16 protein-coding genes and 1 pseudogene are annotated in these 15452 nt (G+C 36.8%); 5 read left to right on the top strand and 12 right to left on the bottom strand.

Annotation, left to right across the window (positions count from 1 at the left end; genetic code table 11):
* Positions 1-70 precede the first annotated feature (70 nt).
* Positions 71-799, top strand: coding sequence for a class I SAM-dependent methyltransferase family protein (locus Q0W26_RS08810; RefSeq protein WP_298524051.1), 729 nt, complete (start codon positions 71-73; stop codon positions 797-799).
* Here the strand turns inward: Q0W26_RS08810 and cofG are convergent.
* The 5 genes from cofG to Q0W26_RS08785 form a co-directional block, all read right to left on the bottom strand.
* Positions 777-1874, bottom strand: a complete 1098-nt coding sequence (cofG, locus tag Q0W26_RS08805) for a 7,8-didemethyl-8-hydroxy-5-deazariboflavin synthase subunit CofG (protein WP_298524048.1) — start codon at positions 1872-1874, stop codon at positions 777-779. The two genes, Q0W26_RS08810 and cofG, sit on opposite strands and share 23 nt — an antisense overlap.
* A 1-nt stretch (position 1875) precedes the next feature.
* Positions 1876-2316 carry a DUF2120 family protein gene (locus tag Q0W26_RS08800; protein ID WP_298524046.1) on the bottom strand — a complete coding sequence of 147 codons (441 nt, stop codon included), beginning with the start codon at positions 2314-2316 and terminating at the stop codon, positions 1876-1878.
* An 11-nt stretch (positions 2317-2327) separates the two neighbouring features.
* Positions 2328-3269 carry a GTP cyclohydrolase MptA gene (mptA, locus tag Q0W26_RS08795; RefSeq protein ID WP_298524044.1) on the bottom strand — a complete coding sequence of 314 codons (942 nt, stop codon included), beginning with the start codon at positions 3267-3269 and terminating at the stop codon, positions 2328-2330.
* A 217-nt stretch (positions 3270-3486) separates the two neighbouring features.
* On the bottom strand, positions 3487-3963 hold the full coding sequence (locus Q0W26_RS08790; RefSeq protein ID WP_067044706.1) for an Lrp/AsnC family transcriptional regulator: 477 nt from the start codon (positions 3961-3963) through the stop codon (positions 3487-3489).
* 259 nt (positions 3964-4222) lie between these two features.
* Entirely contained in the window at positions 4223-5389 is a 1167-nt protein-coding gene (locus Q0W26_RS08785; RefSeq protein ID WP_298524040.1) for a tRNA (guanine(10)-N(2))-dimethyltransferase, read from the bottom strand.
* A gap of 98 nt (positions 5390-5487) precedes the next feature.
* On the opposite strand from Q0W26_RS08785, the gene Q0W26_RS08780 reads away from it, so the two are divergent.
* Positions 5488-6594 carry a DegT/DnrJ/EryC1/StrS aminotransferase family protein gene (locus Q0W26_RS08780; protein ID WP_298524037.1) on the top strand — a complete coding sequence of 369 codons (1107 nt, stop codon included), beginning with the start codon at positions 5488-5490 and terminating at the stop codon, positions 6592-6594.
* Positions 6595-6614: 20 nt separating this feature from the next.
* Here the strand turns inward: Q0W26_RS08780 and Q0W26_RS08775 are convergent, their stop codons facing one another.
* Positions 6615-6920, bottom strand: coding sequence for an MTH1187 family thiamine-binding protein (locus Q0W26_RS08775; protein ID WP_298524034.1), 306 nt, complete (start codon positions 6918-6920; stop codon positions 6615-6617).
* A 52-nt stretch (positions 6921-6972) separates the two neighbouring features.
* Here Q0W26_RS08775 and Q0W26_RS08770 point away from each other — a divergent pair.
* Positions 6973-7851 (top strand): annotated as a pseudogene (locus tag Q0W26_RS08770) (TIGR00269 family protein).
* Here Q0W26_RS08770 and Q0W26_RS08765 read toward each other — a convergent pair.
* The 5 genes from Q0W26_RS08765 to comB all read right to left on the bottom strand — a co-directional run bounded on the left by Q0W26_RS08765 (position 7798) and on the right by comB (position 12279).
* The gene (locus Q0W26_RS08765; RefSeq protein ID WP_298524032.1) at positions 7798-8754 is read right to left on the bottom strand and encodes a calcium/sodium antiporter; all 957 of its coding nucleotides are present in this window, start codon (positions 8752-8754) and stop codon (positions 7798-7800) included. The pseudogene Q0W26_RS08770 and the gene Q0W26_RS08765 overlap by 54 nt on opposite strands.
* Positions 8755-8756: 2 nt before the next feature.
* On the bottom strand, positions 8757-10076 hold the full coding sequence (locus tag Q0W26_RS08760; protein ID WP_298524029.1) for a hemolysin family protein: 1320 nt from the start codon (positions 10074-10076) through the stop codon (positions 8757-8759).
* Between the two features lie 20 nt (positions 10077-10096).
* Entirely contained in the window at positions 10097-10309 is a 213-nt protein-coding gene (locus Q0W26_RS08755) for a DUF1922 domain-containing protein (RefSeq protein ID WP_298501393.1), read from the bottom strand.
* A gap of 64 nt (positions 10310-10373) precedes the next feature.
* On the bottom strand, positions 10374-11552 hold the full coding sequence (locus tag Q0W26_RS08750) for a TraB/GumN family protein (protein ID WP_298524026.1): 1179 nt from the start codon (positions 11550-11552) through the stop codon (positions 10374-10376).
* Between the two features lie 40 nt (positions 11553-11592).
* Complete coding sequence (comB, locus tag Q0W26_RS08745) at positions 11593-12279, bottom strand: 2-phosphosulfolactate phosphatase (RefSeq protein ID WP_298524023.1); 687 nt, start codon at positions 12277-12279, stop codon at positions 11593-11595.
* 38 nt (positions 12280-12317) lie between these two features.
* Here comB and Q0W26_RS08740 point away from each other — a divergent pair, with 38 nt between their 5' ends.
* Together Q0W26_RS08740 and Q0W26_RS08735 are read left to right on the top strand one after the other, a co-directional pair.
* The gene (locus Q0W26_RS08740; RefSeq protein ID WP_298524020.1) at positions 12318-12836 is read left to right on the top strand and encodes a hypothetical protein; all 519 of its coding nucleotides are present in this window, start codon (positions 12318-12320) and stop codon (positions 12834-12836) included.
* Between the two features lie 53 nt (positions 12837-12889).
* Positions 12890-13813, top strand: coding sequence for a methanogenesis marker 7 protein (locus Q0W26_RS08735; protein ID WP_298524017.1), 924 nt, complete (start codon positions 12890-12892; stop codon positions 13811-13813).
* A 10-nt stretch (positions 13814-13823) separates the two neighbouring features.
* Here Q0W26_RS08735 and mmp10 read toward each other — a convergent pair whose 3' ends face one another.
* Positions 13824-15071 carry a methyl coenzyme M reductase-arginine methyltransferase Mmp10 gene (gene mmp10, locus Q0W26_RS08730; RefSeq protein WP_298524014.1) on the bottom strand — a complete coding sequence of 416 codons (1248 nt, stop codon included), beginning with the start codon at positions 15069-15071 and terminating at the stop codon, positions 13824-13826.
* Positions 15072-15452: the final 381 nt, after the last annotated feature.

Genomic DNA, 15452 nt, shown 5'->3' with positions numbered 1-15452 from the left:
ATTAGTATAAACTAACAATATTAATATTAGCTATTTGCATATATAAACTTTTCTTTCAAAAGGTGTCTAAATGAAATATAAAAAAATCGGCGATATTCTAATTTTGGATAGCAGTTACGGTAATGATGATTATTTGAATCTGTCAAAAAAACATAATGTCAAAACAATCATGAAAATAGGCCATATTCAAGGCACTAAAAGGGAGCCGGTTTATAAAATTCTTTTTGGAAGCGAAACAGAGACAATAAACAAAGAAAATGGCTGCCTGTTTAAGTTGGATTTGGCTAAGGTAATGTGGTCTAAAGGCAACAATAACGAACGCCTGAGGATTGCCAAACTGGTTGAGGATGGTGAAACCGTAATTGACATGTTTGCAGGCATTGGTTACTTTTCAATTCCTATTGGGGTTCATTCAAATGCCGAGAATGTTTATGCAATAGAAATAAATCCCAATTCCTATCATTACCTGTGCGAAAACATCAAATTGAACAGGATTGACAATATCACTCCGATTTTGGGGGATTGCATGCAGGTCACTCCTCAATATAAGGCGGACCGCATAGTCATGGGATATGTCAAAACAACACATCACTATCTTAAGGTGGCCATCGATAGCCTGAACAAAGGGGGAATTCTGCACTATCATGAAACTGTTCCCGAAAAGCTGATGGATACTCGGCCGATTGAAAGAATCGTTGCCCAGGCAGGCAATCGCGATGTTGAAATCTTAAAAGTAAATAGAATAAAGAAATATGCTCCTGGTGTGGAACATGTTGTTATTGATGCTCGGATAGATTAGCTATTTTTTCTAAAACGTATGCGCTTTGCCAGTCATCGTTAATGTATTTTTCATAAACGCACAGTCTTTCGGTCAATTCAAATCCTGCATCCTGCGTTAGCTTTTCAAGTTCATCGATTCCAGGCCATGGTGAAGTGATGTTTACAAAGTCTGGGCTTACCGGTGAGACTCCTCCCCAGTCATCAGCACCGCATAACAGGAATATTTGGGCGGTATCCTTGTTTAAGTTCGGAGGCACCTGTATGCTGATGTCAGTATCCTTGAACAGCAGAGTTCCTGCAATTACTGTTCGCACCATATCCAAAAAGCTTGGTTCGGCCCAGCTTTCCATTTCAATTCCTAGAATTGGTGTGAAGTTTTGGATGATGACTTCCTGGATGTGCCCGTATCTGTCATAAATGTCTCTGATGGTTAAAAGCGATTCGGCAATTTCTTCTTTTGTTTCTCCAATTCCAATTAGAATGCCTGTGGTGTATGGAATCTTAAGCTTTCCTGCATTTTCAATGGTTTCTATTCTAAGTTCCGGATTTTTGCCGGGACTTTTGTTGTGTGCAGGAAGTTCCATCAGTCTTTTTGAAGAGTTTTCAAGCATCAAACCCATTGATGCATTAACTTCCTTCAAGCGTTTCAAATCTTCATAACTGAAATTGCCTCCGTTAGTGTGGGGAAGCAATGAGGTTTCATCCAAGGTCATCCGGCAGACGTCAACGATATAGTCAATCATTTTGTCATAGCCGTATTCCTTAAGCTTGATTTGAACGATTTCCTCTTCATCCGCATCTTCTCCAAAGGCAAACAATGCTTCAGTGCAGCCATACTTTTCGGCTTCCTTCAAATCAGCTAAGATTTCTTCTTTGGTTTTAAGAATTATCGCTTTTGGATCTGTGGGATTCTTTTTAAAATTGCAGTATCCGCAGTCATTTCTGCAGATTTCAGTCAATGGTATGAAAATGTTTTTAGAAAAAGTAATGAGATTATTCTCCCTATATTTTGCGGTTTCAGCCATGAAATCAATTATTTCACTGTCTGTTGCAGTCAATATCTGGAGAATACCTTCTTTAGTTATAGTTGTCATGCTAATTTATATGCTCAGATACGGTAACCTCTACATAAAGAGGAGGAATTTCGTTTTTGTCTTCCCAGATTGCAATGATGACGTCAAAGCTTGGAAGCTCGAATATTTTGTATTCGACTACAAGTCCCATGGACTCCAGGTCTTCCTGAACTCTCATGAATCCGTGTGAATCTACTGAATTAGTAGTTATCTTGCTTTCCTGTATGTTTTTGTCACCCTCTTTTAGGATTTCATCTAGCTTATCTGAATCCGGTGCCAACTCGGTTCCGCCAAGGATTTCACCAATTTCGGTGAGTTTGGCATCAAAATCATCAAGAGGGATTGCTTTTCTGGATCTTCCTCGGACAATCAAAATTCTGTCATTGTCAATCGCAGGTCTGGACCCTTTGAATGCATCAAAAAATCCCATGACTTGTCCTGCAATTTCATAAGTTTTTTTCATTGAATCAAATCCTATTTAATGCCTAATTCTTCTTTAAGTTCTCCCATTGTGGTTACCTTTTCTGCATATGCATTGTGCCTGTGAATACTTTCATGGTTTTCCTGACGTGATGTAATTAATGTGTCGTCAGGGAAATCGGAGTATTTGTTTGCAATCATTTCCATCATGTTTCTCACACAGTCTTCAACAAAAACAGGTTTTCTGTGAGCATTCAGGACGGTTGCATTTTCGTCAGGCCTTTTCAATAATTCACACACTGGAGAACTCATGGATGTTTCAATAATGTCAATAAGGTCTTCTGCTTTAACGTATTTGTCTTCCGGAACTTCCATAAGTAATGTTCCAACTCCCCTCTGATTGTGTGAAGCAAAAGTGACAGTATCCAACACTTTTTGTGTTGTTTCTTCATCCAAAAATTCTAATAATTTATTTTTATCTGATTCGCGCACAGATTCTTGTGCACAAGGACAAACAGTCATCCCAATGACTTCAGCACCGATACTTTTTCTGATGCTGACATTACCGTCATCATCTCTTAGGCCAACGGCCTTTGCTTTTAGCTTAGCCATTTCTTGACTTTTCTTTTTGGTCACTGGTGACTCTCTCATGAACATAAAGTCTGTAGTCATTGATATTTCAACACGTTTTGCATATTCGTGTTTTGTCATCATGCAGTCAACAATTTTAGCACATAATGATTCCACATCCACAGTTGAATCTTCAGCGGCAGCTTCTAGAACTTCGCTGATTGCTTCTGGATTTCTGGACATGTGCACCCCTTTTTGATCATTTGGTAAGTCCACAAATGCATCAAAAGTAGGCAGTAATATTATAGGTCTTTTGTTTTGCCTTTCTAATTGCAATAGTTTCTTAACTCCGGTCACACCTACTCTGGTTAACTTAATAGGTATACTTGGAGCATCGTCTTGTGTGTCGGGTAAGCATACAGCCAATTTAATAACCTCGAAATTTTTATTAGAATATAAGTATATTTGTTATGTCTTTTTATTTATATATTTATAATTATGTTGTTTGAGCAAATTTTTGAAATCGCCTTCAAAAAATAAGTTTTTTTACAAAATTTTGATAAAATTAGAGTTTAATTTTAACACATGTTCAATAATAATAAAAATAGTTTAAAGCAGTAAATATTGTACTGCTTATGGAATTTTATAAGATGTTTGAAGATCCCATATCTTCTTTAATAACGTCCAATACTGTTTGAGTATAGGTTCTTTCTATAATTGGGTCTTTTAACAATTCTTTGATGAATGCGTTCAATTCATTGGTGTTTCTGAATTTAGCAATTAAAAATGCATCGTATTCACCGGTAACATCGTAAATACCAACGACATTTTTATTGAAGAATGTCTTTTCTTCCCAATTTTTGAGTTTTCCACCTTTTACTCTAACGCCGATAATGGTGGTTAGGACGAATCCTAATTTTTCATGGTCGATTACAGGGGAGAACTTTTTGATTACTCCTGATTTGACCATTTTGTCAATACGGTTGTGAACAGTACCTACAGAAACATCTAGACTTCGGGATATTTGCCTGTAAGATGTTCTAACATCTTCATTAATGATTTTAAGAATGTTAATGTCTGTGTCGTCAAGTTTTATGACATTGTCTTTAGTTTTTACCATTATATTATCTCCCTTATATTAATTTCAATTATTAGTTTTTTTCAACTGCAAATAATATTATACATTATTGTATTGTTCATAATATTTAAAAGTATTCCTAATTATTTGTAGTTTATTCTAATTTTTTTATAATTTTTAGTTAAAAATGAAATATTAAATATTAAGTTTATTGGTAATTTTTTATTTTTTTATCAATGTCCATTAATTTCAATAATTTTTACATTACATTCTAAAATTCAAGGATATTTTTAAAAAATCTTTATTCGTCTTCGCATAATTTAAGAAGTACATTTTGAATGTCTTTAATGCTGGCATCAGTTTTTATTCCTATTGGACTATAATGTGTTTTAACGGCCTTGAACCCTTCTTTTTCAATTTCATCAAAAATCAGGTCCAGTTTTGGTGCACTGATTTTCAGGGATTTGCAGATTTTGTGAACGTCATAGAATGTTGCTGGGGCATCGGCTTCGGTTAAGCAGCTGTTCAGCAACTTCAATGCTTGCTTTTCAGTATTTATTTTTTTGTATTCTACTTCTTCAATCATTTTTTTAATAAATTCACTGTCCTGAATGTCTCCCAACCATAAAGGACCTGCATGAATTAGCTTTTCACCGCAGACTGGGCAGGTATCCTCGATTGAACTTGCAAGTCCAAGGCTTGTCTGCCTGTGCAGGCAATTTTTACAATGACTGATATATCCCATATTTTCCAGTGATTCATCAGTTCTTTTGGAACCTTTCTTTACGTAAATGTACAATCTCATATAGTGTTCAGTGCTGTGGGACATCTTGACTTCAATGCACTTTGCGTATTTTGCAAGTGTCAATGCAACAAATCCTGCCAATATCCTTATGCCTGTTTCATGGCAGTACTCGCTTTTGTAAGGTTTGGCGTTGTATTTTCGAATGCACGGTTCCTTATATGTTCCGCATAATGCTGAAGTGTCTGTAGCGGTTACGCACAGCAGTGATTTTCTGCGGGCGCAGTATCCTGCTGAGTCAAGAAATGGTGAAGGGGTTCCGAACGGATCAATATCTATAACATCGAATTCTCCTCTTTTCATCCTCAAAAACATGCTTGCGTCATGTTGGTGTACTTCAATATCCTCTAAATTGTTCAGTGCGATGTTGTGTCTTTCATAATGGTTTGCAACTTCACTGATGTCATTTATACAAACGTTGCCAACTCCGTCAATCTCATTTTTATAGCGAACGCCACGGATTCCGCTTCCTCCGAATAAATCGCAAATGTTTATTTCTCGCTCTTCCTGTTTTTGAAATACTTGGATTGCAAGTATGGATAAATCTCTGTTTAGTTCCATGTGGGGATTATAGAATACCGGTGCTTCAGATGAAATCTTATCGAATTCCGGAAATTCGATTTTTGTCAATCCCTCTTCAATACTTTTAATTTTATATTCATCCATTTGTTTCACTCTTTTTTTTAAATTAATCTAAGTAATGTTTTAAATATTATTAAATTTAAATATTATTATTGTAAATTTAAATCTTATTGGTGATTAAAGTGTCAAATATTAAAGTTCCTATCGCAAAACCGATAATTGGAGATGAAGAAATAGAAAATGTGGTTGAAGTTCTAAAATCAGGCATGATTGCTCAAGGCCCTAAAGTAGAGGAATTCGAAGAATACTTTGCAGAATGGGTTGGAGCAGAATATGGTATTGCCGTTAACTCAGGAACCGCCGCATTGCATGTTGCATTGCTTTCATGTGGAATTGGCGAAGGCGATGAAGTGATAACCACTCCGTTTACATTCATTGCAAGCGGAAACTCAATATTGTACACTGGCGCAAAGCCTGTATTTGCAGATATAGACCTTGAGACATATACAATCGATCCGGATTCCATTGAAAAGGTGATAACTGAAAATACCAAAGCGATTCTGCCGGTTCAATTATATGGTCAATCAGCAAATATGGAGAGAATCAATGAGATTGCAGAAAAATACGGTTTGACTGTAATAGAAGATGCTGCTCAGGCGCATGGCGCATGTTACAATGGCCAAAAGGTTGGAAGCATGGGAGACATGTCCTGTTTCAGTTTCTATCCTACAAAGAACATGACAACCTCTGAAGGAGGAATCATCACAACCGATGATGAGGATTTGGCAGATAACGCCAAAATATTCAGAGCCCATGGAGCTACCGTAAGATATCATCATGACTATATCGGATACAACTTCAGAATGACAGACATCTCAGCGGCCATCGGTCTTGCGCAATTGGATAAGATTGACGGCTTCAACGATAAAAGAATCGCAAATGCCGCATATTTAAACAACGGTTTGAAAGATGTCGATGGAGTAATCACTCCGTTCTGCGCTCCGGAAGCAAAACATGTATATCACCAGTACACAATCAGAGTAGAAAAAGGCGATAGGGATGATTGGGTAGATATCATTAACGATTGCGGTGTGGGAACAGGCATTCATTATCCGATTCCATTATACAATCAACCAATTTACAAAACATTGGGAATTGAAGGAAATTGTCCAAATGCTGAACTTGCTGCAGACAATGTTATTTCCCTTCCGGTTCATCCTTCCCTAACCAATGAAGATTTGGATTTGGTAATAGAAGCCGTTAAAAAGGCTTCCGATGAGTTAGATTAAATTCTAACTTCTTTTTTTTTTCATTTTAACATTTCATTAACTGTGTCAACTTTAGCGTTCAGAGTTCGGTTTTCAACATCTCTTCTGTCATCAACTTTTATAACTGTATAAACTCTGCCGATACCTAACTTGAATATTGCTTCCTGTGCATTTGCTATTGCTTCATATAATTCAGTTAAGTTTTCAGCTTCAATCTGTGTTCCCATTCCGGTCAACTGGTAATTGAGTCCTGAATCCTTAATTGACTGGACAGCGGCAGTCACATAATCCTTGCATTCGGTAGTCTCGGTTCCGACAGGCAGTATTGCGAAATCACATGTAATCATTTTTTTCACCTGGTAAAATTATTTATTTATCTTTCTATAAATTAATTTAGTAATGGTAAAATTAAACAAGGAAGAATTCAACGAAAAGATTTTTACAAGAATCAATGCTTTAATTTCTGATTATGATTTAATTAAGGAAGGCGAATTGATTGCCGTTGCGCTGTCAGGAGGAAAGGACAGTGTATTGACTCTGCATGCCCTAAAGAATTATCAGCAATTTTTGGATTTTGACATGGTTGCCATCAGCGTTGATGAGGGAATTGAAGGATACAGGCAGCATGGAATTGATTCTGCCGTAAACAATGCTCGCCAACTGGATGTTGAGCTTGTACAAAAATCTTTTAAGGATGAAGAGGGCTTTTGCCTGGATGACATTTATCAGGATTTTAAAAGCGCCTGCATCCCATGCGGTGTTTTCAGAAGAAATATTTTAAATAAAACGGCTTATGAACTGGGAGCATGCAAAATAGCAACGGGACATAATCTTGATGATGAGATTCAATCATTTTTGATGAGCTTTGCTCGCGGTGACACTATAAAGTTTTCCAAATTCGGGCCTGAACTCGATGTGATTCATCCGAAACTGGTTCCAAGAATCAAGCCGTTGTGGAACACTCCCGGGAAGGAAGTGGGCATGTGGGCAATATTGAATGACATTGACATTCACCTGGATGAGTGTCCTTAGTTGGATCTGTCCCTAAGGGCTAAAATCAAGGAATTTTTAAACGTTAATGAGGATAAGTATCCTGGAATAAAAAATAATGTGATGGAATCATTTCAAAAGATTTTAACTTTTGAAAATGATATTTCAACAAGCCTGAATGAATGTGAAGTCTGTGGTGAGCCGACTTCATCAAATGTCTGCAAGGCCTGTGAATTAAAAAGGGAAATAATTTCTCCAGATTGCGAAGGCCATATAGACAACAAATAATGATATTAAAATCGCACCTTCTTTTTTATCGTATTTGTCCTGTGTTTTACCGAATATGAAGCACAATACTGTAACGAATATCATGAATATGACGTCTATAATCATGCTTGAGTCAAGAGGTATTGCGCTTATGGCACTGCTTGCACCCAATACAAACAGAATGTTGAAGATGTTTGATCCAATCACATTACCTATGACCAGCTGATTTTCTCCTTTCTTTAAAGCAGTGATTGAAGTTACAAGTTCCGGTAAAGAGGTACCTATTGCAACAATGGTTAAACCTACCAATGTTTCACTCATTCCGAATGCTATTGCTATAGCTGAAGCGCTGTCAACAACCAAATCTCCTCCAAGCACTATTCCAACAAGCCCTACAACTATGAATAATATGCTTTTCGGAAGGCCGAATTTTGGCTTTTCAACGTTATTTGCGTCATCTGATTTTCTGGCGGTATAGATAAGATAAATAATGTAGGCAACCAATATAACAAGTAAAATTATACCTTCGATATTGGTAATGTCCCAGCCTATAAATATGAACACTGCCCATAATATTGTTATTCCAACAAGGAACGGCAAATCGAAATCAAGAACTTTTTTCTCCATCAACAATTCGCTGAGCAATGCTGCAATACCGATAACCATTAGCATGTTAAACAGATTACTTCCGATAACGTTACTGACTGCCATTGCATTGCTTCCGGTTATGGAAGATGTAATTGAAACTGCAGCTTCAGGAGCACTTGTTCCAAAAGCCACAATTGTCAAACCGACAATGATTGTAGGTATTTTTAATATTGAAGCTATGCTGCTTGCACCATCTACAAAAAAGTCAGATCCCTTAATTAAAAATACAAATCCCACTATCAATAAAACAAGTTGAATAATTATTGATCCGTCCATTTTTATTCCTCTGTAATTTCTTCTTCGGGTCCTAAATCGGTAACAATGACCTTATCGATTTGATGGCCGTCCATATCTACGATTTCAAAAATAAATCTTCCGCATTCGAATTTATCCTCTTCATCAGGAATTGTGCCGCTTATACTGAGGATGAATCCTGCTAAGGTGGTATAGTTGTCTTCTTCCTCATCAGGAAGTGAATCTTTAAACTCAAATAACTCTTTAAATCTGTCAATAGGATATCTTCCATCGATTAACCAGGTTCCGTCAGCCCTTTGTATTGCCGTAGGTTCGTCTTCTTCGTCAATTCCAGGAATGTCTCCAACGATTCCTTCAAGCAAATCGTTTAAGGTGATTAGTCCTTCAACGCTTCCGAATTCATCAACGACAAGCACCATATGAACATATTCCTGATTTTCTTTAAGTTCCTTAAGCAATTCCAATGTTTCTAAGTGCTCAGAAACCACTAAGGGTTCTTTTACAATTTTATGCACATCAAATTCATCATCACTAAACATCACTGAAAGAATATCTTTTGCCTGGACAACGCCTATGAAATCATCAAGTTCTCCGGATGCAATCGGAAAGATTGACCTTTTGCTTTCAATAATTTTTATTTTATTCTCTTCCCTGTCGTCCTCTAAATCAATCCATATGATTTCATTTCTAGGGGTCATTATGCTTTCGACCTTTTGGTCATCAAGTTTGAAAACCCTTTTGATGATATCCTCTTCCTCTTTTTCAATGGTTCCGTCTTCTCTTCCTTCCTTAATCATCAATTCGATTTCTTCTTCAGTAACAATATCGTCAGTTTTATCTTCAATTCTCAGCAGCCATAAAAGAAATCTGCTGGATTTGGCTAAAATAAAGCTGACAGGTTTTGAAACCTTTTCAAGAACCACCATGCTTTTTGCAACTTTCAAGGAAATTCCTTCAGGGTCATTCAATGCAATTACTTTTGGAACAATTTCCCCAACAACCAATGTCAGATAGGTGGTGACGATGACAACAATCGCAACACTGATCGGTTCGCTGTATGGAATAAATGAAATGTATTTTGAAAGAGGTTCGGCCAATGTTACTCCACCGAAGGCACCTGTCAGAACACCAATCAATGAAATTCCAATTTGGACAGTTGACAGAAATTCATTAGGGTCTTCCAATAAGTCAAAAACAATTTGGGCATTTTCATTCCCTTCATCCAGGTATTTCTGCATTTTTGCTTTTCTAATCGATACAACGGCAAGCTCTGCCATTGATAAATATCCAGTAAGTATTATTAAAATTAATATTATAATTATCTCGAGTGTCGTTCCAATCATTTTTAACAAACCGTTAAAACTTATAATTCACTGGCTCTTTGAAAGTCAGTGTTTCCATATATCTCATCTTGCATCTGCTGAACTGCAAGGGAAGCCTCTTCTCTTGTAGCAACCTTTTTGAAGATTCTCCTTGATTTGACCTTCAAAGTTTTCCCGCAAACGCATTTTCGGGTTGCCACTCCTTTTTTTGCATATAGTACTCGACCGCAGTCGCAACGAAATATAAGATACATGATTTCTTTTCCAATATATTTTATAGTAATTATTATTTTATTAATATATTATTTAAAATTATCACTATCCGCCAAATATTTTCATGAATAATGGTATGAAAACTTTTGACGGTAAAATCACCAAAGTAGCAATGCTGACTCCTAGATTGGTTCCTATCACTACCAGAAGTATTCTAAAGATGTTGTTGTGCCATAAGTCTTTAAAGCTTTCTATTTTTGCCAAGTTTGAAATGTCACTTTGCCTTACCTTTCTGTATTTTGCTTCAGTCAGGCCTGAAAACCATCCTGCTGCAAGCAATGGATGAATTATTGTTAATGGTGCAACCAATCCTCCAACAAGGGCGGACTGTATTTTGGATCCTGAAACAATTGATCCGATAAAGCCCATTATCATGCTTATCGCAACAAATTCATAGATGTTCCATGTTATGTTTATCCCATTAAAATATGCCAGAAAAAATATCACAACAAACAAGATTGGTATCATTGCCAAAATGATTTTAACCCATGGAATGCCTTTTTTCTCATCGATTATTTCTAATTGGTGAAGTGGCGGCAATGTTTCAGGGTTATCCAAATATTTTTCAATTCCAGGTTTGTGGCCTGCTCCAACGACGGCAATCACTTTGTCCTGTGGTATCTGGAGTATCCTTCCGGCAAGATATGCGTCCCTTTCCTTAACCAGAACTTCATAAACGCTTGGGGCTTCATCCTTAAACATTTCCATTAAATCATCGATATTATCCGGATTTTTCAGCTCTTCAATGTCCACTTCCTCATCATCCCCAAATCCGAACACTGAAGCTATCAGGCTGAATATGAATTTTGATTTTTCTATAAATCCCATTTTGTTTAATGCCCTTTGCAATGTTGTGCCTATGTTTCTGTCAATTAGGGCTATTGGAATTCCCAAATCCTCTGCTGCTTCAATGGCACCGACCATTTCTGATCCAGGTTTGACTTCCACGTCTTCTCCAATTTTGGACTGGAAATATCCTAAAAGGGTTGTGGTAAAGAATAATCCTACCTTGTTTTCTTTTATAATCTGGGTAACTGATATGGTGTCATCTTCTTCAATGCCTATCATCTGATTTTTGAGCTTTGTATATCTTCCCATGTCAAGCTCAATAGCTACTACCTCAGGCTGCTTTTCATAGATGGCATCCTTCACTTCTTCCACACTGTTTGCGGATACGTGTGCAGTACCTATTATTGTTAAACATTCTCTTTTCAAAAATAACACTTCTTTTATAAATTTATTTTAACTAATAATATTATGAAATCTACCTATATAAAGTTAATTCATTATTTTCATATTTCGCCACATTTTCGCTGATATTTTTTTGACAGCAAATGTTGATATCTTTTTTATATCCTAGTTTGGCCAAGCGTTTTCCGGATCTGGAATTGTAAAATCCTGATTTTAAGGAGTTATGGTCTCTGCTTGCAATAATTGCTGCTTTAGCAAGTTCGCTTATTTCATATTCTCCTAAACTTTGACAGATCCAGTAAAGTATTTCTCCTGATGCCAGAAAATCCTCAAGTGCAAATTCTCCTCTAACTCCTGCCATCACGACGTCAATGTGGTCTTCAGCGATTTCACCAGACTTGATTCCGACCGCTTTTGCATTCACAAGACTTCCTACAAGAACCTTTGAGTTCATATTTTCAAGAATTCTTGTTCCGTTGCTGGTTGTCAATATCAAAGTTGTCTCATCACCTTCATAATCCTCAACTTCCGTTGGAGAGTTTCCGATGTCAAATCCCTCAAGCTTTGCACCTCCACGCTCTCCGGCAATGACTCCTCCAAGTTCATCCTTAAGCTTAAATGCCTCCTCAGGGCTAAAGCATGGAATTACCTTTTCGAAATTGTCAAGTGCCAATGTCATTGTTGTGCTTGCTCTAAGTGCATCGACCATAATCGAGACGTCCTCACTGACGGTCGTTTCCAAACTCAATGTGACTTTCATGAAGTAATTTATATTTAAATAATTATATAATAATATTCATGAAAATCGTCACAACACCAATGTGTGAAGAGATAGTGAAACTGGCAGGCATTGAAGAGTATGTCGTAAACAAACACCCTAAAAAGGAAGATGGTGATTTGGCAATCCTGCTTTCTGAAAGCAAAGTGGAAATGGATGCCCTGCCGATAAAGCTCAACACTCCTTCACAGATATTCGAAAGCATCAGGAAAGTCTCAGCAATCGCTTCAAGTGAACTTTCAGACGATGACATTCTGGAATATTTCAGGGATTATGAACTTGCAGAAAAGTATCTGAATTCAGATTTCAAAACAGGCATCAGCGTTAAAGTCTATTCGGAGTTTTTAAGAGACATTGTTCTGGATATGGGATTTGACATTAACGATGAAGATTTCAAATATGTGATATATCCGGATTATCTTAAAGATATTGTCACTGAAGACGCTAATCTGGTTGAAATTCCATCTCATGGGGGCATTTCAAAAAATCCTTTTGAAAGAATTGAAGTGAGGTATTCCATTTTAGAAAGTTTAATATAGATATAATAGTATATATTAAATCATTGTAATTGCATTTTTTGAGAGTTGTTAATATGTATGAAACATTAACATTTACCGGTGGAGTTCACAAAAGTGAAGAAATTAAAGAGCTGATTGAAGACTTGGGAGGATTCATTCTTCAGGAAAGCATTCAGCAGATGGAGCTGGTTTTAAACATTGCCGTTCCTTTGGAAGACGTTGACAAGATTGAAGTCAAATCAAAGGATTTGCTTGGCAGATTATCAGTTGCTCCAATGGCTGGTTCTGAAATAGCTATCGTTTCCCCAACCCTTGCAAGACACCATTTGCCTCATGCGGCATGTGACATTTCAGAATATTTGCGTGAGTATGGTGCAAAGGACAATATGATTGGTCTTGCCAGAGGTGATGGAAAAGGCACTTCAGGAATCACTGAAGAGGAAAAAAGTCTTATTGAAGAGCATGACATTGCTATTTTCGCATTGGGCAGTTTCGAAAACTGCATTAAGGAAAAATCATTTTTATATGATGACATTGACATTCCGGTTATCGTGACCGGTGCACCAGATATCGATGTGGAAGAGCTTCCTGGTGCAGATGCATATGTCGGAGATCTCGGCAGGATTCCAAGAAGGCTCAGAAGAGGTCCTGATATCCGTGCTCTTGAAAAGCTGGTTGAAACCACTGAAAAAATATTGAATGATAAAAAACGTGAAATGACTCTTGACCCACCGCTCGTGCCATCCATCGTTGTAAAAAATGCAATTGAAAATCAGGTAAGGGAAATAAAGCATGTAATTTCTCCAGCGCCGGTAACATCTCAGCTCGATGGTGTTCGCGTAAAGCTAAATTATGATAAATATGCTGATGTCATAGCTAATGTGATTATTGACGGCAAAAAATTATCAGAATTGGCTGAAATTAAAAAGTCATTCATGTATGACTATATTTTAGTTAAAATCAATAGTGAGAGTTCTCTTGTTGAGGATTCAAACTAATCTCTTTTTTTTATAGTCTTCTCATTCCGAAGAAGTTGACTGCATCCACTAAATCGTTAAACTGTTCCAGTTCTCTTTCTATGACGTTTTCATCTGTCATGTCGATGCTCAACTCTCCGTCAACGCTTAATGTATCCGGACCACGGCCGACCAATCTTTCAACGCCGTCCGCACTTAAAATCCTTTCTGCATCAAGCTGATGGACAAATGCTCTTCCAGGTATGATTACGGTATCCTTTATTTCGCTTAGGTCTACCTGTTCCAAATCTTCCTTGGTGATTAGGCATGCTATCTCCTTTTCAACAGCAACGACATTGACATTGTCTCCGGTTTCTAACCTGCTGAATATTTTTGAGATAAATGGTTCTGCAATTTTGGAGGTGATTATTGTTGCTTCGCCGGTTATCGGTTTGATGAATTGCAGAAATACTTCATTTTCATCGCTTGCTATAGCAAACGGACCTCCGGTTTCTGGATCGCATAATGGAGTGCCGCTCACTCTGAATTTATATTCGGAATTAATCTGCTTTACAAGGTCTGCAAATTCTTCAACAGGCTGTGATTCGATTCCTTTGATGATAGGTTCATTGCCAAGAATCAATCCTTCATTGAATGTGTTTGCAAATCTCATTAAAAGCATTCCTTTGGCACCCCACTGCTCAAGGTCATTGCATGTCTGCCTTAAAACGTCCCCGTCATTGACGCCTGGAATTATTACTGCTGCGCCTGTCAGCTCGATGTTTTCGCAAAATATCTTGCAGGCGTTAAGCGCTTCTTCAGGGTACTTGTCCTTGACCCATGCCTTTCTGAGTTGTGGGTCGGATGAAAAAATAGTGAATGAGACTTCCTTCACACCATTGTTAATTAATCTTGCAGCAACTTCCGAATCGCTTATTCCCTTTCCGCAGGTATATCCTAAGACTGAAGGTATTGAAAATTGATTTAAGTTTGCAGTTAGCACTTCAAGGTGGGGATAGCAGCTTATATCTCCTCCACCGCTGATGTATGCACTTATTTCGCCTCGCCCCATGTTCATCATTAAGGCGCTTTGCACTTCGTTCATTACTTCATAAGGGGCTTTAAATGCACTTTGGGTTTCACTAATTCCCTTACTGCATCGTTCACATCCAATCTTGTTGGGTAAACAATGTGCACAGCCAAAACTTTTAATTTCCTTTACCTTTCTGAAGTAACAGTATTTGCAAAAACCGTTACAATCTTTTCCAGGCATTCCTCCAACATCTGCTACAAGTTGCATAATATTATTATTTTTTATTTCATTTTATTTATAAATGCAGCTTAATTTTTTTAGTTGAAAATTAGTATTACTTTTTTTGGTTTTATTACTTAGAGTTTTAAAAGTAATAATTTTTTATTTTAGCTTATTTTCTATATTTCCAATTCAAAGGGGATATTATTGTTATTAAATAGGTTTATATATTTTTTAATTTGATTTTATTGGTAATAATTTATTATTTTTAGTTCTGATGTTGTTTAAAGAGTTTTAAAAAGTATTACTTTTACCCCCTTTTTTCTTAAAAAATTTTTGTTTTATTATACTTTATAAACTTTTCTAAAACTTTCCATAGGTAATCTTTATATTATATCTTGAATAAAATAAAATTTGTATACCATATGG

Source organism: uncultured Methanobrevibacter sp. (assembly GCF_947169325.1).
In the GTDB taxonomy this organism is placed as follows: Archaea; Methanobacteriota; Methanobacteria; order Methanobacteriales; family Methanobacteriaceae; genus Methanocatella.
This window is presented reverse-complemented; position numbering and strand designations above follow the sequence as displayed.